This window comes from Winogradskyella litoriviva (assembly GCF_013249065.1).
GTDB lineage: Bacteria > Bacteroidota > Bacteroidia > Flavobacteriales > Flavobacteriaceae > Winogradskyella > Winogradskyella litoriviva.
Map to the genome: position 1 here is coordinate 24,885 of NZ_JABRWQ010000005.1, position 22,567 is coordinate 47,451.

Here is a 22,567-nt window from a genome sequence, read left to right on the forward strand (position 1 = left end):
TTATAATTTTAAATGTTTTACGTCTTCTTGGGCTTTTTTAAAATCCTTATGATTTCCAATATCTAACCAATAATCTAAAATAGGGTAATTTATTATTTTCTTATCCTTTGCTAAAAGCAATTCAATTAAATCTGTAGCATTAAAAAATGTATTTTCGGGTATAAAATCTATATGCTCTTTTTTAAAAATATAAATGCCTGCATTAGAATAATAGGTGTAAGACGGTTTTTCTGTTATCCCTTTTACATAACCAGATTCAGTTTCTACAACACCATGCGGAATATTAACTTTATAAGGTATTGTAGCAATTAATACATCGCCTTCTTTTTTCTTAAATTCATTTATAAATGCATCTAGATTTACGTTGGTTAATAAATCTGCATTCATTACCAATAAAAAATCTTTTTTTATGTTTTTTAGGAGTTTTAAAGACCCAATTGTGCCTAATGGTTTTGACTCTTTTAGGTATTTAAAATTAATTTGATGTTTATTATTTGTATTAAAATAATCTATAATCTGCTGACTTAAATAATTAACAGAAATAGTAATGTCCTTAATGCCTTTGGATGCCAATAAATCTATGTTGTGTTGTATTATTGGTTTAAGCCCAACTTTTAAAAGTGGTTTTGGAGTTTGCGTCGTTAAAGGTAATAAGCGTTTGCCTAAACCTCCAGCCATAATTACAACATCAATCTTATTATACATTAGTTACATTTTATCATCTAAATATTTGCCTGTTTCTTTATGGTTAAAGTTCGGTAATATTTTATTGATTTCACAAGTAATATCTTCTTTTGACCAAGTTTGATTTAATTTTAAGGTATTGATAGCTTTTGTAAAATGGTTAAGTTTAGTTTTTAAGCTATTATCCATTTTATTTTTAATTATTCCAATAGTATTAAAATAGTCTAAATCTACATTTTCATTATTTGAGAAAAAGATTTCAGATTCTTTTTCTCCTGTGGTATTACTTTTATTAAATAAGCAAGGCCATTTGCCTATTAGAGGAAGCGACTCTGCTAAGTCTCTTGCTTCATTTTCGTCTTTACATAAATGAGGTTCAAAACCTAAGGTTTTAATATAATTTTTAGCAATATCTACAAAGCTAATTGAGTCTAAGTTTTTATTTAGTTTTGGAAAAAAAATAGTATTGTTCTCTCCAAATATGCATGACAAAAGACATAGCTCTGCGGCTTCTTTAGGTGTTATAAAGTAGCGTTGCACATCATTTGGAGCTACTATTGGTTGGTTTTTTTTTATACGTTGGTCAAAACTATGTAATAAGGATCCATCGGAAAAAGCCACATTTGCAAAACGAGCAGATGAAATATTAATTACATTGCTTTTTTGCATTAAAAATAATTCCATAATTCGTTTTGAAGCTCCCATAATATTCACCGGATCTGTAGCTTTATCCGTAGAAACACAAAAGTATTTCTTTACACCTTTATTAATAGATTGTTGAAGTGTTTTTTTTGTATTAAAGATATTTGTTTGAATCATTCGCATTAAAGTAAAAGGGTCTTTTTCATTTCGAACGTGTTTTAATGCAGAAAGATTCAATACATAATCATAATTTCCGTCTGAAGCTATAAAAGCATCATACTCAAACGAGCCAATGTCTATAGCAAAGGTCTTAAATTCACCATTAGTGTAGCCAAAACTGCTTCTTATGTCTCTTACTAATTCTACTAAATTATTTTCACTAATATCTACAACATGAAGTTTTAATGGATTGCGCCTAAATATTTCTTTGGTAACGGCTTGTCCTATTGTACCTGCACCTCCTAGAATTAAGAATTTTGAAGAAGAAACGATAGCGTTTATTTCTTTTTGATGAGTACTAAGGTCATGGTCAAATAAATTTTCAGTTCTATTAATGAGATTTAAAAGATTTTTTTCTGTGGTTTGTCTATGAGCCATAGTGCATATTAATGTAAACGAAATATTACAACTGAAACAAAAAAAATAGATTCGTTGCTTTGTAAATATAAGGTTTAGAGTTAATGATTAAAAATCAAAGAATAAGTATTTAGATTTTGTTGAAAATTAAATACGCACAAAGTAAACTATGAATAAAAAAAATGGATTAAAGTTGCACTGCGCATATACAACCAAAATATATAAATGTTGTAAATTTGTTTAAAATAATTTAGGTGCAGCAGACTAAAGACATTCATAATAATTTTAGCAAACACGAGGCTTTTTTAGATGATATTATTATCAATTATGATAGTAAAGGCGAGGATTATGGAAACCAGAAAAGAAATTCTTTAAAGCTTTTTAAGCTTAACGATAAAACACTTAATGTGAAGTCGTTTAGAATTCCTAATGTCATTAACCAAATTGCATATCGTTTTTTTAGAAAAAGTAAGGCGCAACGTTCTTTTGAATACGCTAAACAGTTGCAAAGTTTAAATGTAGGAACGCCTCAGCCTATTGCTTATTACGAATTTAAGACGCTGTTTCTATTTAAAAAAAGCTATTACATTTCTGAACATTTGGAATGTGATTTAACTTACCGAGAGCTTATTCACGATTTTAATTATCCAGATTACAATACTATTTTAAGAGCTTTTACAAGATTTACTTTTAATCTGCATGAAAAAGGAATTAAATTTTTGGACCATTCACCAGGAAATACTTTGATTAAAAAAACCGAAAATGGTTATGATTTTTTCTTGGTTGATTTAAATAGAATGGAGTTTAAGCAATTGGGTTTTGAAGAACGCATGAAAAATTTTGCACGTCTTTCTAAATATCGTGAGATGGTAGAAATTATGAGCGATGAATATGCAAAATCCTATAACAAACCGTATAAAGAGGTTTTTGATTTAATGTGGAAAGAAGTTCAGGTTTTTAGAAATAAACACGAAGGTAAGCAACGTCTTAAAAAGCGTTTAAAGTTTTGGAAAAAATAACTAAGCGTTTTTAGTTTTTTGTAAAGACCTAAGTTTACTGTATTTTAAGAATGTAATTCTGGCCGTTTCTTTACATATCACAAAACCATTATAGCCATCTAAAAACCCAAGTCTTATAATATAAGATTTAAAAAAGGCCCAAACAGGATTTAAAATTAGTTTCCAGATTGGTGCTTTCTTCCCTAATTCGAAATACGATTGCGCTGAAATTGAAGAAAAATAGTCCGTTTTTTTGCTAAATTCTGAATACGATTGATACGTATAATGTAAAATATCGCCTTTTAATTTTCCTGCTTTTGAAGCTTCAGAATTAAGACTTACGGTTTCATGGATTTTATGACCTGTCCATTGGGCTTTTTGTCTGTCAAAAACACGTAGCTTTTTATTAGGATACCAGTCAGAATGTTTAATCCACTGACCACAAAAATTATTGAAACGATTAGCGTAATAACCATCAAATTTCCAATTAGATTTTAATTCAATTATCGACTTCTGAAGCGTTTCGGATAAAGCCTCATCGCCATCTAAAGATACGATATGGTCATATGCAGCTTGTGTTAGTGCAAAATTCTTTTGTTCTACATAACCTAAGAATTTTTGTTCAATAAATTTCACATTAAAACGCTCACAAATTGCTTTGGTGTTATCTGTAGAAAAGGAATCCACAACAACAATTTCATCTACGACATCGACTAAAGATTGTAAACATTTTTCAATGTTGCGCTCTTCGTTAAAAGTTATAATAACTCCAGATAGTTTTAGCATCGTTGTAATTTCTCAGCTGTAAAAATAGTATTTTTGTGTTATGCAATCTAATCCAAATACTTCTGTAATTATAAGTACATATAATCAGCCCGAATGGTTAAGATTAGTTTTACATAGTTATAGCTTGCAAACAGCAAGTGATTTTGAAATCATTATTGCAGATGATGGGTCTGATGAGCGTACAAAAGTTGTTATTAAAGAATTTACTGAGCAATCTAATTTAAACGTTATTCACGTTTGGCAAGAAGACAATGGATTTCAGAAAACTAAAATATTGAATAAAGCCATTGTGGCTTCAAATTCTGATTACCTCATTTTTACTGATGGAGATTGTATTGCTCGTAAAGATTTTGTAGAAACACATCTTAATTTACGTCGAAAAAAGTGTGCACTTTCAGGAGGTTATTTTAAGTTAAATGAATCTATTTCAAAAGATATTACAATAGAAGATATTTCTCAAAAAAATTGTTTTGATCAAGATTGGTTAATCTCAAAGGGTCAGTCTAAAAGCTTTAAATTAAATAAGTTAACCAAGTCAAAAACCAAAGCTAAACTTCTAAATGCGCTAACTCCAACAAAAGCAACTTTTGATGGCATGAATGTCTCTTGTTTTAAAGAAGATATTTTAGCTGTAAATGGTTTTGACGAGCGCATGCAATATGGGGCAGAGGATAGGGAAGTAGGCGAACGTATGATGAATAATGGGATTAAGTTTTTACAAGTACGTTATAGTACAATCTGTGTGCACTTGTTTCATCAAAGACCTTATAAAAATGAGGAGAATTTAAAATTGAACAATTCCATTAGAAAAGAAACTAAGAAAAGGAAATTACGATTTACCGACTTCGGAATAGTAAAAAAGTAATTATTTGACAGTAATGGTATAGGGTTTATTGTAACTTTTAAACGTAAAGTAGCCCAAACGTTTTCTTATTTTGTATTTCCTTATAAGGTTTAAAGGCTTGTTTTTTATATGCGTTTTGTCTTGGTGTAAATAGGTAATACAGGCTTCTATAACGCGCTGACTAGATTTGCCATCATTATAAGGGTGTAACTGATTGATAAAAATTTCAATATTTTTTAATAAATTTTCAGGGTAACTTAAGGCATATTCAAATCGCTCTTCTAGTTTAGCTGCGTCATTTACATGAATTAAATAATCATGATTGAATGTATGATTAAAACTTACTACAGGTTTCTTTTGAAGTAAAAACTCTTGAATAGCTGATGTCGTATCTGCAAACATAATATTTGCTTTTTTAAAAAGAGGCACTAAATCTGTAGTGTCGTAATACTTAAAGTGTTTTCCTTCTAAACTTTTCCATTTCTCTTTGGTTTCAATAGGTAATTTAGGATGCAATACCATAATGAAATTGTACTTCCTAGATTGCGCTAATATTTTAATAGTTTCAAAAACATCATTATTCAAAGCTAAACTTAAGCGTTTACTAAATGTTGAAGCAATCATTATAGTCGGAAGACTATTTTTTTCTTTTTTAACAATAGGAAATAACGGGTCTACTTTGCTCCAGCCAGTTTCTTTTACCTCAAAATGTGGATGTTTTTTTTGTTCTGCTTTAAAACCAGATGTGGTTGTTGGACCTTGAGTACAATACAAATCAAAAAATCCACGAATCCTGTAGTGCGAAAAACTGTTATTACCTTCAGGGCGTTTTTGGGCATTAAAACCATGAAATATCTGAACTTTAAGTCCAGATATAAAATCTGGAACATCATTAGTCGCAGCTAAAACAATATGCGGTTTATAATTTACAACATCTTTTATGGTATTTAAAACGTTGCTTTTATTTTCTAATGCTAACTTTCCATCATTAAGATCACTATACCACATTACAGTATCACCTCGTCTTAAAATTTCTACCTCCAAAGGATTACCTATGGGAAGTGCGTAACTGTAAGATATGTATATTAGAAACTTGTAATTCATGAATATTTGAATGAATAAAGAAGAATTATAGATTTTTAAAAGCTTCTAAATACTAATTAAACGTCAACTGTTTATCTATCCAATTTAAGATGTAATTTAAACTTTTATCATCTGCCATGTCTAAACTTTGAAAAGTGATAAATATTTTATTCTTATTTTGTTCAAACCACTTTAACTTCAGTTTTGTAATAAATAAATTCTTGTAATTTCTAAAATAAGTTAATTGCGCATTATTTCTGTAATGAAAAGTCTTCTTTTTAATCTCTAAATGTTCAGATAGAGAGGATATAATAAACTGATTCTCATTTCTAAATCTGTGTTTAATATTTTCTTCCAGAAGATTCTCATTTTCTTTAAAGAAATTTTCTAATGTTGATTTTCTGAGACATACAGGTGTGTGAAAACGTCTTATGTATCTTTCAGTATTAGCTAGTTTTGCACTGTTTTGCTGTAATTTTTTAAAGCTGTAACCTTTTTTGTCTGGCATACCTAAAAAAGATTTAAACTTTAAATAAAACTTTCTTAGTTTTCTTTGTTCGTTAAATTTTTGCCATTGACCTCTAATAATTGGTTGTCCATCAATAAAAAAATCATTAACGGCTACATTACTCATTATAAAAGTGTCATCATTAAAAATAACAAAGTGCTCTGCTAAGTTTGGAATATTAAAAAGCATTGAGCCAATAGAGCATGAGTTAAAGCAAGGTAAATATTCTTCATGTCCACTAAAAATAATTTTATGGTCAATAATTTGAAGATTTATACCACGGTTTTTTGATAAAGACTTTAAGGACTCAAATGCCTTGGGTTTTTGATTATCCGTTACTAAATATATGTTTTTAAAAAAAGGAGCAAACTTTATTATAGATTTAATAGCTATGTCAATTTCTCCGATAGAATTGTATCGCTTTTGATGTTTTTTTGACGAGAAATCAATTTTAGTTTCTGAATAAGTATTTATTTTTTCTTGCCAATATTTATCGTTACCATTAACCCAAGTTATAACAGCATCAACTTCAATATTAGTTTTTAATTTACTCATATTTATATTTTATATTAACTTAAAAAAATCAACAAAAACATTGTTTTTTAAGTTAAAAAATATTTAATGTAATTCCTAATTAAACAGCCACATCATACTCGCGCAAAGCATCGTTTAATGAGGTCTTTTTATTAGTGCTCTCTTTACGTTTTCCTATGATTAATGCACAAGGCACTTGGTATTCGCCTGCAGCAAACTTTTTAGTATAACTACCAGGAATAACAACAGAACGCGCTGGCACAACGCCTTTGGTTTCAATTGGTTCATCTCCAGTAACATCAATAATTTTAGTGCTCATTGTTAATACTACATTAGCACCTAAAACAGCTTCTTTTTCTACTCTTACGCCTTCAACAACTATGCAACGCGAACCTATAAAAGCACCATCTTCAATAATAACAGGAGCAGCTTGTAACGGTTCTAAAACGCCACCAATACCAACACCTCCAGAAAGGTGAACATTTTTACCAATTTGCGCACAACTACCAACTGTTGCCCAAGTATCTACCATAGTACCTTCATCTACATAAGCACCAATATTTACATAACTTGGCATTAAAATAGTACCAGCAGAAATATAAGCACCATGTCTTGCAACGGCATGTGGTACAACTCTAATTCCTTTTTCTGCGTAACCACGTTTTAGTGGAATTTTATCATGATATTCAAAAATACCAACTTCAAAAGTTTCCATTTTCTGAATAGGAAAGTATAAGACAACCGCTTTTTTTACCCATTCGTTTACTTGCCAGCCATCCGTAGTTGGTTCGGCAACACGTAAAGTACCTGCATCAACAAGATCTACAACGCTTCTAATAGCATCAATGGTTTCTTTGTTAGTTAAAAGTGAACGGTCTTCCCAAGCATTTTCTATAATAGATTGTAGTTGTTTCATAGTTTTAAGTAAATTTTTTCCCAAATATAAGTCCATCTGTTTCTATCAGAAAATATTTTGTAAAGAATACCTAACTAAATTTAAAATTAGTGGTTTAAAAGCTTGTTTTTTTAAACTCGTAAAGTGTAATTTTAATACATGTTTCTGAAGTGTTAAAAAAAAATGTGACCAATATAATTTATAAGTGTCTTAATATTAGTTAAGAAGGATGATAATTTGTTTCTAATAGCATTATCTGATAATTTAATTAATAGCTAATTTTGAAAACCCCTTTCCCCTTATTTAGGGGTTTTCTTTTTTTATATATGTAACAAAATGTGACCTCATTAAATATTATGTGTCTTATAAGTGATTGATGAAATGATTTATTTTATAGAGGGAATAATATCATATAATTGGTTTGTTTAGATTGGTTATCTAGAAACGCTTCCTTTTTTTGGAAGCGTTTTTTATTTAATATAATTAAATCTATAATTACATTATCTTTGCAACTATGGGAAGAATTTTAGCCGTTGACTACGGAACTAAACGAACAGGATTAGCTGTTACCGACGAAATGCAAATTATAGCATCAGGACTTACAACAGTTGAAACTAAAGAATTACTTCAGTTTTTAAAAGATTATGTATCTAAAGAAAACGTTGAAAAAATTGTGGTAGGTTTACCAAAGCAAATGGATAATACAGCTTCAGAAAGTGAAGTATATATTCAGAAGTTCTTAGTTCAATTAGCAAAAGCGCTTCCAGAAATACCAGTAAATCGTGTAGATGAACGTTTTACATCTAAAATGGCATTTCAAACTATGATAGATAGTGGCTTAAAGAAAAAACAAAGAAAAAATAAGGCGTTAATTGATGAAATCAGTGCAACGTTGATTTTGCAGAGTTACCTGACTAGTGTTCAATAATAAGAAATAAAGTATTGAAACGATTCTTTCTTTTGATTTGAAGTAAAAATCATTAGAATTTAGTTTTTAAAATTTGAAAAATAATCCACGATTTTTGATACTTTTGCACCCGAAAATAAACGAATTATGATATTACCGATCGTTGCATATGGTGACCCAGTTTTAAAGAAAAAGGCAATTAATATTGATAAAGATTACCCTAAGCTAAATGAGCTTATAGATAATATGTACGAAACCATGTATGGTGCATATGGTGTTGGTTTGGCAGCACCACAGATTGGATTGGCAATTCGTATGTTTTTAGTAGATGCAAGCCCTTTTGCAGAAGACGAAAGTTTATCTGAGGAAGAACAAGAGCAACTAAAAACCTTTAAGAAGACTTTTATTAATGCACAGATTTTAGAAGAAGATGGTGAAGAGTGGGCATTTAATGAAGGTTGCTTAAGTATACCAGATGTAAGAGAAGATGTTTTTAGACAACCAAAAATAAAAATTCAGTATCAAGATGAAAATTTTGATACACATGTTGAAGAATTTGATGGTTTAATCGCTAGAGTTATTCAGCATGAATATGATCACATCGAAGGTGTGTTGTTTACAGATAAATTATCGTCATTTAAAAAACGTTTATTAAAAGGACGACTTACAAATATTTCAAAAGGAAAAATTAAAATTGATTATAAAATGCGTTTTCCTCTAATGAGTAAAAAACGCTAATAAAAAATATATGAGTTTAGATAAAATTTTATCCATTTCAGGAAAACCAGGATTATTTCAAATTGTTACACAAACCAGAACAGGTGCTGTTGTTGAGTCTTTAATTGACAAAAAACGAATTACAGTTGGTGCACATAGTAACATTAGTATTCTTAGTGAAATTGCTATTTATACATTAGCAGAAGAAGTGCCTTTAAGAGAAGTACTAAAAAAGGTAAAAGAAAAAGAAGGCGGAAAGCCAACCTCAATTAGTCATAAAGATAGTAAAGATACTTTAGAAGAATTTTTCTTTGAAGTATTACCAGATTATGACGAAGACAGAGTTTATCCTTCAGATATTAAGAAAATTGTACAATGGTATAATTTGCTTCAAAAGAACAATCTATTAGATTCATTAGAAGAAACTAAAGAAGATAAGGATACTTCAGAGGAAGAATAAATTACCTAAATCGTTATTTCGAGCGATTTGTAAAGTATAAGCAAATTGTATCTCGGATTTTATTTAGTTTTTATGTTGCTCGAAACAAAATTCTAAAAACATGAATTTCACACGGAGTGATGTAAATATTACCATTTTATTATGTCTGATAAAACAGCCCAACTAAAAGCCTTTGAGCGTTTGTTGATTATTATGGACGAGTTGCGAGAGCAATGTCCATGGGATAAAAAACAAACCATGACCTCTTTGCGTCATTTAACTATTGAGGAGGTTTACGAACTAGGTGATGCAATTCTCGATAATGATTTGGAAGAGGTTAAAAAGGAATTGGGAGATGTTTTGCTTCATATTATATTTTATTCTAAAATAGGAAGTGAAACCAATGATTTTGATATAACGGATGTTTGTAACAGTATTTGCGACAAACTGATAGATCGTCATCCACATATTTATGGTGATGTAGTTGTTAAAGATGAAGAGGAAGTAAAGCGTAATTGGGAGCAATTAAAACTAAAAGAGGGTAAGACTAGTGTTTTAGAAGGTGTCCCAAAAAGTTTACCAGCTATGGTAAAAGCAAGTAGAATACAAGAAAAAGTTGCTGGAGTAGGTTTTGATTGGGAAAAACCAGAACAGGTTTTTGCTAAAGTGGAAGAGGAGTTGGCAGAATTAAAAGTTGAAATAGCAAAAGGTAATCAAGATAATATTGAAAGTGAATTTGGAGACGTTATATTCTCCATGATTAATTACGCACGTTTTCTTAAAGTAAATCCCGAAAATGCTTTAGAGCGCACCAATAAAAAATTCATTAAACGCTTTCAATACCTTGAGAGCAAAGCCAAAGATTTAGATAAATCTTTAAAAGACATGACACTTTCTGAAATGGATGTGTTTTGGGAAGAGGCTAAATTATTATAATTTTATTATACTCCGTATTCTTGTCACTATACAATATTGATATATAGTAGTTATAACTGCTTTTGTGCTTAGTTGGTTTTTAATTTTTCAAATCCCATTTCATATTTACAGTTAGTTCCTTCGTCAAAAGAACCGTCAGTATCACAAGTCTTTATTAACTTACTGTTCTTATAATATTTCCGAAAGGTGTATTTTTTATTTTTCATAAAGGTTTCTACTTTGTCAAAACCATTAAAATTGTAATGTGTATTTGTTAATCCACTAACTTTTTCATCGTCTACATATTCAATTCTCGAATATTGTTTTCCATCTGTTCGGTTGTGAATATGTAAGCCTTGTTTTAAGCCATAAATATCTATATAGTTTATGGTATCATTATTAACAATTTTAAATGAAGGCTTATCTTTTCTTATCTTAAATCTATGCTTGGTTTTTGGTATTATTTTATTATTAAGTGTTATTGTATAATCTTTATTTATCAGTCCTTTTATTTTGTAAGTTAGGTTAAAGGCACAATCACAATCGGCAACCTCTTCAATCCATTCTTCCGTTACAATTTCAATAGAATCATTTTTAGTCTCTTTATAAATGCGATATTCTCTTGTTCCGCGAAAGACTAAATTTAATGTGTCTTTTTTTAATTCAATTTCACCTTTTTGTGTTTTACTACAATTAGCAACAACAAAAATGTTATACAAATGAAAATCGTCAGTCTTTTCTATTTCTAATATTCGATTCTGAAATTTATTTAGATTTGGATAATAGACATCTTCTACACACTCACTTGAATTGTAATTTAGTAACTCAATTTTTGTTTGAGACGTGCCTGTTAAGCAGATAAATAAAAGAGGTAACAGCACTAAATAAAGCGTTATATAAGAATGTTTCATTTAATTGGCTCAATTATTTCCGTGTTAGGATTGCAACTAATTTAGCCAAAACAACCCGAAAATGTGCAATAGTTAACAAGAAAATTTGCGAGAACTACCCAATTTAACTTACCGTAATAATAGATAGTAACAGTGTTAAAGTTATCTAAAATTAGTTATATAAACATCCAAAACTAATATTTGTGCGTAAATACTGTATATAAAAGCAAATTCGCTTTTATATCTTAGTAGGAAATCTTAATTATTATTTTAAGCGGTTGTAATTAAGGTTAATTTAGTTTAGTTAGGGCAAAACCCATCTGTTGAGACAGATGGGTTTTGATATTTTAAGGATAAAAGTTTATCTTATTAATTGTACATTCCACGAACCTTACTTAGCTTGGCTTTCCAAGTATCTAAATCTGTTTTATGTTTAGCAATGTTTTTATGTACATCTTTTACTAATGGATTATCTGATTTTACATTAGAGAAAAATTGTAAATTATTTTCTAATTGGTTGATTTCAGATTTTATCTCATCAATACGTTTTTTTATAAAGTTGTATTCATTATCTAATAATCTCGTATCATCAGGATTGGCTAAGTTTTCAAGTTTACTATCAAACTTAATCATTTCTAATTTAGCCTTATCCATTTTTAGTTTATCAAAAGAATCATCAATGGCTTTGTAAAACTTACCATCAATGTAACGTTTGCTTTGTGGTACATGTCCTATGGCTTTCCACTCTGCAATTTTAGATTTTAAAACTTCAATATCAGCTTTTGGATCTTCGGTAAGTTCCATGGTTTTTAAAGTGTCTAAAAGCTTCACTTTTTTATCAAATGCATCAAAAAGATGTTGGTCTTCTGCTTTTCTTGCTGCATGCATTTTGTCGAAATAATGATTACAAGCGTTTTTAAATTGCTTCCAGATTTTATCACTATCTCGTCTTGGTACATGACCTATTTTTTTCCAGTCATTCTGAATTTTCTTCATCAAAGGAGTAACTGTCTTAAAGTCGTCGTTATCCTTATTATCTTCTGCAATTTGAATTAATTCCTTTTTCTTTTTAAGATTTTCGTATTGATCTTTCTTTAGGTCTTTGTAAAAGCCGTTTTTTCCTCTGTTAAAAGTTCTAACTGCATCTTTAAATTTTGCCCAAGTAGCTTCATTAACTTTTATTGGTACTTTACCGGCTTTGAAAAATGCTTCTCTTAGAGCTTCAATTTCTTTTATTTTTTTCTGCCATGCGCTATGAGAATTATTTTTGTCTTCTGCTATGGTGGCTATTTGAGCAATAATTTCTTCTTTTCGCTCAAGATTTTTTTCGTGAGCTTTATCCATGTCTGCAAAATAGGCTTGGCGCTTGTCATGTATTGCTTTTGTTGCATTACTAAAACGTTCCCAAATTTCTTCTCTATGTTCTTTACCAACAGGTCCAAGTTCTTCTTTCCATAATTTATGTAAAACTTGTAATTCTCTAAAAGAGCGATTGGTGTTTTCATCTTGTGCTAACTCTTCGGCACGTTCTATGATTTTAATTTTCTGATCATAGTTGTGCTTAAAATCCATATCTCTCAAGTCATTGTTGAGATGTAAAAAGTCGTAAAAACGTTCTACATGATGGTGATAAGTATTCCAAGCATTATTGTATTTATCTCTAGGAATTGGACCAGCGTTTCGCCATTTCTCTTGTAGTTCTTTGAAGTTTTTATAGGTTGTACCCATATTTTCTTCAACACTAAGCAGACCTTTGATGTCTTCGATTATTTGTAATCTATTTTCTAAATTTTGTTTTAGATTTTGCTCGCGCTCTTTGTAATAAGTGTTAATAGATTGCTTGTAATCTTTATAAAGTGAGTTAAATAATTTTTTAGTATCGTTAGAGTAGTAGAAGTCTATTTCATTGCCTCCTTCTGCTACAAATTCTTCTTTTTTCTCCTCTAAAAGTTCACTAAATTTTGCATTAAATTCAGATTTAATTTCATTAACATGTTTAGAAATTGTTTGAATTTTATGATGTTTCAACAATCGATTTAATTCCGTTGCTAATTCATCCATAGACATAGCATGGTAATCTTTTTCTTCAACCTCATGTCTTTCAGCATTAGATTCGTCTTCTGCATCTTCTGCGTTTGAAGCCTCTATTTCGTCATGGTGATCTTTGTCGGTTGCTTCGGTTTCAACGTCTTGGTCAACGTTAGTTGATTCAGTGTTTGCTGTTTCGACTTCGGCATTTTCAGTTGTAGCTTCAGAATCAGCATTTTGCGTCGATTCTTCTATTTGAGTAGTTTCAGTAGTTTCTACTTCGTTTTTTCCATCTGCTTCTTGCAGGTTATCATTCTCAGACATATGTCAAGTTTTTTATAGGAGTTAAAGATACTAACAACTGTTAGAACTACAAAGTAAATGCTTCTAGACCTTATATTTTATGACTTATGCCATATTTTCCAAGATTTTTCAGCCTGTAGTCTTAGCATCTCTAATCCGTTGATTGTTGTTGAACCTTTTTTAAAACCATAATTTAAGAATTTGGTTTGTTCTGGATTATAAATAAGGTCGTACAAAATATGATGTTCTGTTATGCCTTTATATGGAATTGTAGGACATTCTTCTATATTTGGAAATGTACCAAGAGGTGTACAATTAATAATAATCGTATACTCTGAAATAATACGTTCAGTTAAATCATTATAAGAAAAAGTAACCCCTTTTTTGTGTGATCGCGAAACAAAATCAAATTGTATTTTTAGTTTTTTAAGAGCATAAGCAATGGCTTTAGACGCTCCTCCTGTACCTAGAATCAATGCTTTTTTATGATGGGATTTTAAATGTGGCTTAAGTGAGTTTTTAAAGCCATAGTAATCCGTATTATAGCCTACAAGTTTGTTGTTTTTTGTGAACCTAATAGTATTTACTGCACCTATTTTTTCGGCTGTTTTATTTAATTTATCTAAAAAAGTAATAACTTGTTCTTTGTAAGGAATGGTAACATTAATGCCTTTTAAGTTTGGCGTGTTATCAATAACTTCTTTTAATTCGTCGATAGTTTGCAAGTCGAAATTAACATAAGTATGAGGTAAGTTTTCTTTTTCAAACTTCTTTGCAAAATAGCCTCTTGAAAACGAGTAGGAGATGTCTCTACCTAATAACCCAAATTTATATTTTGCTTTGTCTTGTTTGTTTTCCATACCATTCTAATCCTAAAACTATGAGAATTCCTAGGGCAATATAAACAATTGCAATATAAGTTTGACTATTAAATTCTGGTAAAAAACGCTCGTAATTTGCGATAATTTGTTTCCCTGTTGAATCTAAAATAAGTGAACCATCGAGATTTTCTTGGTAAATCGTTTTTTTCCATGGCCAAACCACACCAAGTGAGCCTATTATAAAACCCATAATAGTGGCTAAAGTAATGTTTTTATAATGTTTTAGAATATAGTTTAAAATATGAGAAAACGTAACTAAACCAGTTATTGAGCCTATTGTAAATACTGCTAAAACTTTTAGAAGTCTTATGCGTACTTCATTATGTATAAATTCAAAATTACCACTAAATATATCGAACATGGTATCGAATAATGCGTTAACAGAATCCACCAAGAGTAGAACGTAGTTACCTAAAATTATTAGAATAAATGAACCCGAAAAACCAGGAAGCGTCATACCAGAAACACTTATAATACCACAAAAGAAAACAAAAAACAGATTGTCGTTTTCAGTCGCTGGATCTAGAAAACTAATACTTATACCTGCAATTGCGCCAAGTATTAAGGCTGTAAAAGTAGTTCTGTTCCATTCTTTAAAGTCTTTACTTAAATAGTATATAGAGCCTAGAATCATTCCGAAGAAAGTGCTCCAAACGTATAATTCATAATGCACAATAAGATAGTCTAAAATTTTAGAGACACTAAAATAACTCACTATCATACCTAGAAATAATAGACTTAAAAATTTACCATTAATGTAGCGGTAGAAGCTTTTAAATCTTCCATTAAATAAAAGTTTAAAAGCTTTTTTGTTAACGCGTTGTAAGGAGTAAATAAATTCTTGGTAGAAACCAGCAACAAATGCAACAACACCTCCAGAAACACCAGGCACTTTATTGGCTGCTCCCATAGCCAAACCTTTAATGACCAAGAATATACGATCTTTAAGGCTCCTTGTACTTTGCATTATACCTTATTTTTTTGTTTTCCTAAGGTTTCTAAAATAAGAATTGCAGCAAAACCAATAACGATAAAAATAATGGCCATTATTATTTCGTTATCACCATTATAAGAGGTTGGTAGGATGCTTCTATCGAGTAAGGTTACTACTTCTCTTTCAGAATTAACACGTGTTTTTAAAACCTCTTTCCAAGGCCATATTTTGTTTAAGGAGCCAATCATAAAGCCTGTTAGGATGGCTAATGTTAGATTTTTTTGATGTTTAAACATCCAATTTAAGGCTTTAGAGAACACTTTTAAGCCTACAATTGCACCAACAGCAAGCAGAATAAATTTAAAAAAGGCGTCTTTAAATAAAGCCATGTCTCCATTTAATAAACCGTCTCGTAAGTTGTTAATAGTATCAATAGCAGTTTGGTAAGCACCAAGAATTAATAAAATAAATGCACCAGAAACACCAGGTAGTATCATAGCAATTATAGCAATAAACCCACAAAATAAAAGATAAAAAGGACTGTCTGGAGATGCAAATGGTTCTGCAAGTGTAATGTAATACGATAAAATGGATGTGACAAAAATGGCTATAACCACTTTTAGAGACCAACCTTTAATTTGTTTAGCTATATATAGTATACTTGCTAAAACTAGCCCAAAAAAGAAGGACCAAAGCAAAATAGGTTCATGGTGTAATAACCATTTAATTAATTTAGCTAAGGATAAGATACTTATGGCAATACCCAAAAATAAGGCTAGTAAGAAATTACCGTTAATAGAAGTCCATGCTGTTTTAAAACCATCTTTTTTCCATACTTTAAAAACATTGAGATTTACTTTATCTATGCTTTCTAGTAGTTCTTCGTAAATACCAGATATAAAAGCTATAGTTCCACCAGAAACACCAGGAACAACATCTGCTGCTCCCATAGCAATACCTTTAAAAGTTATAACTAAGTAATCTATAAATCGTCTTTGCATTTTAAGTCTTGATAAAAAGAATGCTAAGGTATGATTTTTTTTAGTTTGAAGACTTTTTACCTTCTGAAATTATAGCCTTAACCAAAGGTCTATCTTTAAGTTGTGGGAATAATTCTGAAATTATAAAACTATAATCAATATTTAGACGTGTTGCATTTTTTAGATGAAAACGGCCTTCTTCTGGTTGGTGTACCATAAAATAGAGTCCAGCTAATCGATATTCAATTTCTGCATTTTCTGGATAAAACTCTGTGGCCTGGAGCAGGTTAAAAATTGCAGCTTGGTGTTCTCCAAGTGTTACTAAAATATCGGTTCTATTGAGCCATGTATCTAACTCGTAATTACCCAATTCTAAAGTACGCTTGTAACCTTGTTCTGCTTCTTCTAAAAAATTTAAACGTTTATTTACTGTAGCGTATAATTTCCAATAAATTACATTATCGCTATCTATATTAACAGCTCTTTTTATATAATCTAGAGCGCTTTGGTAGTCTAGACGCTTCATGTAAAACTTAGTAATTGCAATCCAGCCTTTATCTAATAAAACATCTTCATCAATAGTTTTTTTGAAGAATTGAACAGCTAAGTCATCTTGACCGAGTTTAGAATAACACTGGCCAATGCGCAGTAGTGCAAAGGATGTTGGGTCATCTAAAACTAAAGTGATTTTGTAATTTTCAATGGCCTCTTCGTATTTTTTTAGCTTTTCTAAAACTTTTCCTTTTTCAATGTAAGCACCAACAAAAGTATCATCAGATATAATTGCAAAATCAAATGCTGCATTTGCTTTAGCTAAATCATTTATGGCAAAATATTGTCGCCCTAATTGATGCCATGCAACCTCAGAATAAGGATTGATGTCTAAGAATTTATTAAGATAATCTATAGCTTCTTCATTTAGATTTAAAAAATCGTAGCAATAAATAATATTATGAAGTGCTGAGTAGTCTGATGTATCACTTTCTAAACATTTTTTAAAAAATACAAGCGCCTTATCAAATTTGTCTATAAATAAATATTCCATGCCAACTAGTGCGTATAAATCAGCATCGTCCTCTGGCGTGTTAGACATTTCTATAGCTATGAGTAAAGTGTCAATAGCTTTTTGGTGTTCATCTTGTTTAGATAAAACATTTGCTTTTTGAATAAATACTTCCTCGTTTGTTGGTTCTAAATTGTGTAGCTGATCTAATAATTCGTCAGCTTCGGTAAACTTATTTTCAATAACTAGTATTTCAACTTGAAATAATCTTAAATTAATTGAACTAGGATGTTGTTCTAGACCTAATTTAATGGCGCGTTTAGATAGGGCAATTTTACCATGTTCTAAATAATAATGAATAATATTTTCAAACTCATTAGAATCAAAGAACAAAATATCATTGGTCTTTAACATCGATTCAAATCGAGTAAGTGATAAATTTTCGTCGTCGCGACTGTATTGCATATAAGGTTAAATAGTTCTTTGGAATAAAATTACAGTTATACTTAGCTCAAGATTAAAATTTGAACTATTGTTTTTAACAAAGTAGTTAACATTGAAATGTTACTTTATTTAATGAGTTCTAAATAGTTGGTATTAAGTTGTTTTAGACTTAGATTTTCTAGTTAAAACTTATCTAAAATTGAAGTTATAATACGACAACCTTCAATTATTTCATCGTTTGATATAGTTAAAGGCGGTGTAATTCTGATAGCTTTTGGTTCAAAAAGTAGCCAAAATAAGATTAGTCCTTTGTCTTCTGCTTGCAGGATTACATCATTAGTAAGTTCAGAATTATCTGTAAGTGCGGCTAACATTAGGCCACGTCCTCTAATTTCTTTGATGTGTTTATGTTGAAGGTGTTTTCTTATTAATTTTTCTTTTTCTAAGGTTTCAGCAATGAGGTTAGTCTCTGTAATTTCTTTTAAAGTCGCCAAAGCAGCTGCCGCAATTACAGGATTGCCACCAAAAGTTGTGATATGTCCGAGTTTAGGATTGTCGCTTAAAGTATCCATCATTTCTTTAGATGCTGTAAACGCTCCAATAGGTAAACCACCTCCTAAACCTTTACCGGTAACCACTATATCTGGTTGACAATTGTAATTTTCAAACCCAAATAATTTACCTGTTCTTCCTATTCCTGGTTGTATTTCATCTAAAATAAATACAGCACCAACTTGGTTGCATCGCTCTTGTACTTTATTTAAATAGTTGTCTATAGGTTCAATAAAACCTGCGCCTCCTTGTATAGTTTCTAAAATAACAGCGGCTGTGTTTTCTGTAATTTTAGCTAAATCACTCACCATATTAAAAGCAATATGCTTTATATCCGGAATTAATGGCAGAAATGGTTTTTTGCGCTCTTCAAAATCCATAAGACTAAGTGAGCCCATTGTATTTCCGTGATAAGCATTTTTTGCAGCTATAACTTCTGAACGACCAGTATAGCGTCTTGCGAGCTTAATGCTGCCTTCAATAGCTTCAGTACCTGAATTAACTAAATATGTCGATTCTAAAGGCATTGGTAAATACTTAGCTAAAAGTTTTGATAATTCTACAGCCGGTTGCTGCACATATTCACCGTAAACCATAACATGGAGATATTGGTCTAGCTGTGTTTTTATGGCATTAACAACCTTAGGGTGAGAATGCCCTAAACTGCAGGCTGAAACACCAGCAACAAAATCGAGATAAGCTTTATTCTTAGTGTCGTAAATGTAAGAGCCTTTGGCATGACTGATTTCCATCGCTAAAGGATGTGGTGTCGTCTGCGCTTGGTATTTAAGAAAATCGGATTTCAATTGCTAATTGTCTTTGTCAGATTCTGTTTTGATGTCTTTTATTAAATCATTTTTAATGATTTTTTTAGCATCTTTAGTCAATACTTTTTCTTCTTTTTTATTTAAAGGTACAATTGTTGGCTCGTTTTCTTTAGGTAAATTCCGAGCGGCTTTATTGGCTTTTGTTGGTGTAGCTTTCCCTGCTTCTTCAATACGTTCTGTAACCGCATCGTCAATAAATTCTTCTGGTGGTACATAATCCTCTAAACCTTTTATTATAGGCAGGTTTAATGGTGGGTCGTCTTTAAATAAATCTTCTACAGACATCGGTCGTTCTTCGCCTCGCCAATCAAAACCTCTTAATCGTCTTCCGGCTTTTGGAAATTCAGATTCTGGAAACAATTGGGCATCAATTTGAAGATTAAATCGTGTTTCTACAATTTCTTGATTTTCAATTTGAATGTTGATACTACCGGATTTTGATTTGTCTATTCCGATTAATTCGTTTTTATCATTTCTTAAATAGTAAATAACTTCGGCATTTTTTATAATATCTACATTGTAAAGTTCATTATCTCTAAACAAACCTATTAAGCGTTTCCCTTTTATTTGGTTATAAGCGTCTTCACTTAAGGTGTCTTTACTCACTAAAAATGCATTTTCAAATACTTTTAAGGAGTCTAATTTTTCTGTTACAACGTTAGATAATAAGTGAATAGTATCTCCTGTCATTTGGTTGCCAATATTCCAAAGTACAGGTTTTCGTTTGGTTGCAAAAGCATCTGTAGAACTAAACCTGCTAAGATTAATTAATTGTGTTAAGCCTTTTTTATGGTCTACATGAATGGAATCTGCTTTACCAGCCATGTCACTTTTATATAATTTTACATTATAAAAAGCTCTGGTAATTCGGTTGGGTTCTTTTCCTGTTAACATTAAAGTATCTGCATGAATGTATACAGAATCTTTTTCTTGAACCGTTATTGCTAAAGCACGTTTAGTTATAAAAACGGAATCTTTTGCTCTCCATACTTCGGCATAATGACCTCTAACAATGCTTTTATTTAAGGTGTCTGTAACTGTTATATTGTTGGAGGCAGAAGCAAAACTTTTGTTTCTATCAAAATATAAACTATCACCTTCAACAGTTCGGTTATCATAATCAATTTTTGCATTTCTTTGAAAATGACCAATGTTTCTATTGGTATCATAAAATCCACGTTCGCAATAGACTTTGCTGGTTTCTCCAGTGATTGTTGATGGACCAAAAAGATAAGCATATCCATTTTCTGTGAAGAAGTCTAGACGTTCTGTATTTAAGGTGTATTGTGGGTTAACGAGAACAACATCCTTTATAAACTGGTATTTGCTTGTGGACATATAGTAGCGGCCAATTTTACTAGTAATAGTTCCGGATGAGTCTCTAACTACCGTTCCTCCTGTATTGTAATAGGCTTGCTGTTTAATTCTGTCAAAATGTAGCGTGTCTGTTTTTAGTGTAGATTTTGGTTCTGTTAAAACTACATCACCTCTTGCAAAAGCACGTTGTGTTTTTCCGCTATATTCTACATATTTGGCGACCATATTTATGGTGTCACCTTGTTTCATTACTACGTTACTAAAGGCTTCAAGATAATCTTGATCTTCGTAATAAATTGCTTTATCGCACCAAACATTTACACCTTTATGAATAAAATGTACTTGCTGAGATTTGTCTCTAAGAAACACCAAAGCACCATCTTCAATATCTGGTGCTGTTGATGTATTCCCTGAGTATTCTACAGTTATTTTTTGTTTATCCTGAGCAAAACCAATTGTAACAACAGTAATACAAATGAATAAAACAAGATTTTTAAAACGTTTCAAAGTCATATATTTTACAAAATAACATTTAAAAGATTTGCATTAGTATATGTTAACGTTTTTTTTAACACAATTAAAATGTTAAAAATCTAAACTGTTTTACGTACAATAGTTTGTTTTCTATCTGGTCCAACAGAAACAATTGTAATAGGTATATGTAATTCTTTTTCTAAGAATTCTACATAGGCATTTAGATTGTCTGGTAATTCTGAAGCTTCAGTCATACCTGTTAAATCTGCAGCCCAACCATTTACTTCTGTATAAATAGGCGTTACATTTTCTTCTTCTATGTTGTATGGTAAGTGTGTAATTGTTTCTCCTTTATAATTGTATGCAGTACATACTTTTAAAGTTTTAAAACCAGAAAGCACATCACCTTTCATCATTATTAATTGGGTAACACCATTAACTTGGCAAGCATAACGTAAAGCGACTAAATCTAACCAACCACAGCGTCTTGGACGGCCTGTTGTTGCGCCAAACTCGTTACCAACTTTAGCCATTGTTTTACCATCTTCATCAAATAATTCGGTTGGAAAAGGACCAGAGCCTACACGTGTTGTATATGCTTTAAAAATTCCGAATACTTCTCCTATTTGGTTTGGTGCAACACCTAAACCTGTACATGCACCTGCAGCAGTTGTGTTTGATGATGTTACAAATGGATACGTGCCAAAATCTATATCTAATAAAGAGCCTTGAGCACCTTCTGCCAAAATTGTTTTGCCAGATTGTTGTGCTTGGTGAACATATTCTTCTGAATCTATAAATTTTAAGCTTTTTAGAGTTTCAATAGCCTCAAAGAAATCTGTTTCTAATTCTTTTAAATCGTATTGAATATCTACATTGTAAAAGGCAATCATAGCTTCGTGCTTATCTGCTAAAGCTCTGTATTTGTCTTTCCAGTCTGCCAATTCTATGTCACCAACTCTAATTCCGTTTCTGCCAGTTTTGTCCATATAAGTTGGGCCAATACCTTTTAATGTAGAACCAATTTTAGCTTTTCCTTTTGAGGCTTCACTTGCAGCATCTAATAAACGATGTGTTGGTAAAATGATATGTGCTTTTCTAGAAATACAAAGGGATTTTTTATAATCTACATTTTGCTCTTCTAGTTTATCGAGTTCTTTTTTAAAAATAACTGGGTCTATTACTACACCATTACCAACTAGGTTAACTTTACCTTCATGAAAAATTCCAGAAGGAATAGTGTGTAATACATGTTTTCTGCCGTTAAAAACTAAAGTATGACCTGCATTTGGGCCACCTTGAAAACGTGCAATAATATCGTATTTAGAGGTAAATACATCGACAATTTTTCCTTTGCCTTCGTCTCCCCATTGTAATCCAAGTAGTAAATCTACTGCCATTATAAA

The 22,567-nt window shown here is 30.8% G+C and carries 21 protein-coding genes; 6 read left to right on the forward strand and 15 right to left on the reverse strand.

Annotation, left to right across the window (positions count from 1 at the left end):
• Both HNV10_RS11575 and HNV10_RS11580 read right to left on the reverse strand, forming a co-directional pair.
• Window positions 1-705: a nucleotidyltransferase family protein gene (locus tag HNV10_RS11575; protein ID WP_173301549.1), complete on the reverse strand. Its 705-nt coding sequence runs from the start codon at window positions 703-705 to the stop codon at window positions 1-3.
• 3 nt (window positions 706-708) lie between these two features.
• On the reverse strand, window positions 709-1,923 hold the full coding sequence (locus HNV10_RS11580) for a UDP-N-acetylglucosamine 4,6-dehydratase (RefSeq protein WP_173301550.1): 1,215 nt from the start codon (window positions 1,921-1,923) through the stop codon (window positions 709-711).
• A 233-nt stretch (window positions 1,924-2,156) separates the two neighbouring features.
• On the opposite strand from HNV10_RS11580, the gene HNV10_RS11585 reads away from it, so the two are divergent.
• Entirely contained in the window at window positions 2,157-2,921 is a 765-nt protein-coding gene (locus tag HNV10_RS11585) for a lipopolysaccharide kinase InaA family protein (RefSeq protein ID WP_317166901.1), read from the forward strand.
• Here the strand turns inward: HNV10_RS11585 and HNV10_RS11590 are convergent, their stop codons facing one another.
• On the reverse strand, window positions 2,922-3,686 hold the full coding sequence (locus HNV10_RS11590; RefSeq protein ID WP_173301551.1) for a glycosyltransferase family 2 protein: 765 nt from the start codon (window positions 3,684-3,686) through the stop codon (window positions 2,922-2,924). It abuts the gene before it with no gap.
• Between the two features lie 40 nt (window positions 3,687-3,726).
• On the opposite strand from HNV10_RS11590, the gene HNV10_RS11595 reads away from it, so the two are divergent.
• Window positions 3,727-4,551, forward strand: coding sequence for a glycosyltransferase family 2 protein (locus HNV10_RS11595; RefSeq protein WP_173301552.1), 825 nt, complete (start codon window positions 3,727-3,729; stop codon window positions 4,549-4,551).
• On the opposite strand, the gene HNV10_RS11600 is transcribed toward HNV10_RS11595, so the two are convergent.
• From HNV10_RS11600 to HNV10_RS11610, 3 genes are all read right to left on the reverse strand, one after another.
• Window positions 4,552-5,634 carry a CDP-glycerol glycerophosphotransferase family protein gene (locus tag HNV10_RS11600; RefSeq protein ID WP_173301553.1) on the reverse strand — a complete coding sequence of 361 codons (1,083 nt, stop codon included), beginning with the start codon at window positions 5,632-5,634 and terminating at the stop codon, window positions 4,552-4,554.
• A gap of 52 nt (window positions 5,635-5,686) precedes the next feature.
• Entirely contained in the window at window positions 5,687-6,676 is a 990-nt protein-coding gene (locus HNV10_RS11605) for a Stealth CR1 domain-containing protein (protein ID WP_173301554.1), read from the reverse strand.
• Between the two features lie 79 nt (window positions 6,677-6,755).
• On the reverse strand, window positions 6,756-7,571 hold the full coding sequence (locus tag HNV10_RS11610; RefSeq protein WP_173301555.1) for a 2,3,4,5-tetrahydropyridine-2,6-dicarboxylate N-succinyltransferase: 816 nt from the start codon (window positions 7,569-7,571) through the stop codon (window positions 6,756-6,758).
• Between the two features lie 493 nt (window positions 7,572-8,064).
• Here HNV10_RS11610 and ruvX point away from each other — a divergent pair, with 493 nt between their 5' ends.
• From ruvX to mazG, 4 genes are all read left to right on the forward strand, one after another.
• Entirely contained in the window at window positions 8,065-8,478 is a 414-nt protein-coding gene (ruvX, locus tag HNV10_RS11615; RefSeq protein WP_173301556.1) for a Holliday junction resolvase RuvX, read from the forward strand.
• Between the two features lie 126 nt (window positions 8,479-8,604).
• Window positions 8,605-9,195, forward strand: a complete 591-nt coding sequence (gene def / locus HNV10_RS11620; RefSeq protein ID WP_173301557.1) for a peptide deformylase — start codon at window positions 8,605-8,607, stop codon at window positions 9,193-9,195.
• Window positions 9,196-9,205: 10 nt separating this feature from the next.
• Window positions 9,206-9,634 carry a DUF5606 family protein gene (locus HNV10_RS11625; RefSeq protein ID WP_173301558.1) on the forward strand — a complete coding sequence of 143 codons (429 nt, stop codon included), beginning with the start codon at window positions 9,206-9,208 and terminating at the stop codon, window positions 9,632-9,634.
• Between the two features lie 141 nt (window positions 9,635-9,775).
• Window positions 9,776-10,549, forward strand: coding sequence for a nucleoside triphosphate pyrophosphohydrolase (mazG, locus tag HNV10_RS11630; protein WP_173301559.1), 774 nt, complete (start codon window positions 9,776-9,778; stop codon window positions 10,547-10,549).
• Between the two features lie 68 nt (window positions 10,550-10,617).
• Here mazG and HNV10_RS11635 read toward each other — a convergent pair whose 3' ends face one another.
• The 9 genes from HNV10_RS11635 to HNV10_RS11675 all read right to left on the reverse strand — a co-directional run bounded on the left by HNV10_RS11635 (window position 10,618) and on the right by HNV10_RS11675 (window position 22,561).
• Window positions 10,618-11,439 (reverse strand): hypothetical protein, encoded by an 822-nt coding sequence (locus HNV10_RS11635; RefSeq protein ID WP_173301560.1) that lies wholly within the window; start codon window positions 11,437-11,439, stop codon window positions 10,618-10,620.
• Window positions 11,440-11,787: 348 nt separating this feature from the next.
• Window positions 11,788-13,770, reverse strand: a complete 1,983-nt coding sequence (locus tag HNV10_RS11640) for a DUF349 domain-containing protein (RefSeq protein WP_173301561.1) — start codon at window positions 13,768-13,770, stop codon at window positions 11,788-11,790.
• 77 nt (window positions 13,771-13,847) lie between these two features.
• On the reverse strand, window positions 13,848-14,609 hold the full coding sequence (locus HNV10_RS11645; protein ID WP_173301562.1) for a shikimate dehydrogenase family protein: 762 nt from the start codon (window positions 14,607-14,609) through the stop codon (window positions 13,848-13,850).
• Entirely contained in the window at window positions 14,578-15,597 is a 1,020-nt protein-coding gene (locus HNV10_RS11650; RefSeq protein ID WP_173301563.1) for a DUF368 domain-containing protein, read from the reverse strand. Before HNV10_RS11650 ends, HNV10_RS11645 begins: the two co-directional genes overlap by 32 nt.
• A complete protein-coding gene (locus HNV10_RS11655; RefSeq protein ID WP_173301564.1) occupies window positions 15,597-16,565 on the reverse strand; it encodes a DUF368 domain-containing protein in 969 nt (322 codons plus the stop codon). The genes HNV10_RS11650 and HNV10_RS11655 overlap by 1 nt, the downstream gene beginning before the upstream one ends.
• A 40-nt stretch (window positions 16,566-16,605) precedes the next feature.
• The gene (locus HNV10_RS11660; protein ID WP_173301565.1) at window positions 16,606-18,012 is read right to left on the reverse strand and encodes a tetratricopeptide repeat protein; all 1,407 of its coding nucleotides are present in this window, start codon (window positions 18,010-18,012) and stop codon (window positions 16,606-16,608) included.
• Between the two features lie 161 nt (window positions 18,013-18,173).
• Window positions 18,174-19,349 carry an aspartate aminotransferase family protein gene (locus HNV10_RS11665; RefSeq protein ID WP_173301566.1) on the reverse strand — a complete coding sequence of 392 codons (1,176 nt, stop codon included), beginning with the start codon at window positions 19,347-19,349 and terminating at the stop codon, window positions 18,174-18,176.
• A gap of 3 nt (window positions 19,350-19,352) precedes the next feature.
• Window positions 19,353-21,200: an OstA-like protein gene (locus HNV10_RS11670; protein ID WP_173301567.1), complete on the reverse strand. Its 1,848-nt coding sequence runs from the start codon at window positions 21,198-21,200 to the stop codon at window positions 19,353-19,355.
• Between the two features lie 80 nt (window positions 21,201-21,280).
• Complete coding sequence (locus HNV10_RS11675) at window positions 21,281-22,561, reverse strand: adenylosuccinate synthase (protein ID WP_173301568.1); 1,281 nt, start codon at window positions 22,559-22,561, stop codon at window positions 21,281-21,283.
• Between the last annotated feature and the right edge of the window lie 6 nt (window positions 22,562-22,567).

What these genes read in the sequence shown, in the direction of transcription:
- HNV10_RS11655 (WP_173301564.1), bottom strand. Translation starts at nt 16,565, where the DNA reads ATGCAAAGACGATTTATAGATTACTTAGTTATAACTTTTAAAGGTATT.
- HNV10_RS11600 (WP_173301553.1), bottom strand. Translation starts at nt 5,634, where the DNA reads ATGAATTACAAGTTTCTAATATACATATCTTACAGTTACGCACTTCCC.
- HNV10_RS11670 (WP_173301567.1), bottom strand. Translation starts at nt 21,200, where the DNA reads ATGACTTTGAAACGTTTTAAAAATCTTGTTTTATTCATTTGTATTACT.
- HNV10_RS11575 (WP_173301549.1), bottom strand. Translation starts at nt 705, where the DNA reads ATGTATAATAAGATTGATGTTGTAATTATGGCTGGAGGTTTAGGCAAA.
- def (WP_173301557.1), top strand. Translation starts at nt 8,605, where the DNA reads ATGATATTACCGATCGTTGCATATGGTGACCCAGTTTTAAAGAAAAAG.
- HNV10_RS11645 (WP_173301562.1), bottom strand. Translation starts at nt 14,609, where the DNA reads ATGGAAAACAAACAAGACAAAGCAAAATATAAATTTGGGTTATTAGGT.
- HNV10_RS11580 (WP_173301550.1), bottom strand. Translation starts at nt 1,923, where the DNA reads ATGGCTCATAGACAAACCACAGAAAAAAATCTTTTAAATCTCATTAAT.
- HNV10_RS11660 (WP_173301565.1), bottom strand. Translation starts at nt 18,012, where the DNA reads ATGCAATACAGTCGCGACGACGAAAATTTATCACTTACTCGATTTGAA.
- HNV10_RS11675 (WP_173301568.1), bottom strand. Translation starts at nt 22,561, where the DNA reads ATGGCAGTAGATTTACTACTTGGATTACAATGGGGAGACGAAGGCAAA.
- HNV10_RS11625 (WP_173301558.1), top strand. Translation starts at nt 9,206, where the DNA reads ATGAGTTTAGATAAAATTTTATCCATTTCAGGAAAACCAGGATTATTT.
- mazG (WP_173301559.1), top strand. Translation starts at nt 9,776, where the DNA reads ATGTCTGATAAAACAGCCCAACTAAAAGCCTTTGAGCGTTTGTTGATT.
- HNV10_RS11605 (WP_173301554.1), bottom strand. Translation starts at nt 6,676, where the DNA reads ATGAGTAAATTAAAAACTAATATTGAAGTTGATGCTGTTATAACTTGG.
- HNV10_RS11635 (WP_173301560.1), bottom strand. Translation starts at nt 11,439, where the DNA reads ATGAAACATTCTTATATAACGCTTTATTTAGTGCTGTTACCTCTTTTA.
- ruvX (WP_173301556.1), top strand. Translation starts at nt 8,065, where the DNA reads ATGGGAAGAATTTTAGCCGTTGACTACGGAACTAAACGAACAGGATTA.
- HNV10_RS11640 (WP_173301561.1), bottom strand. Translation starts at nt 13,770, where the DNA reads ATGTCTGAGAATGATAACCTGCAAGAAGCAGATGGAAAAAACGAAGTA.
- HNV10_RS11650 (WP_173301563.1), bottom strand. Translation starts at nt 15,597, where the DNA reads ATGCAAAGTACAAGGAGCCTTAAAGATCGTATATTCTTGGTCATTAAA.
- HNV10_RS11595 (WP_173301552.1), top strand. Translation starts at nt 3,727, where the DNA reads ATGCAATCTAATCCAAATACTTCTGTAATTATAAGTACATATAATCAG.
- HNV10_RS11590 (WP_173301551.1), bottom strand. Translation starts at nt 3,686, where the DNA reads ATGCTAAAACTATCTGGAGTTATTATAACTTTTAACGAAGAGCGCAAC.
- HNV10_RS11610 (WP_173301555.1), bottom strand. Translation starts at nt 7,571, where the DNA reads ATGAAACAACTACAATCTATTATAGAAAATGCTTGGGAAGACCGTTCA.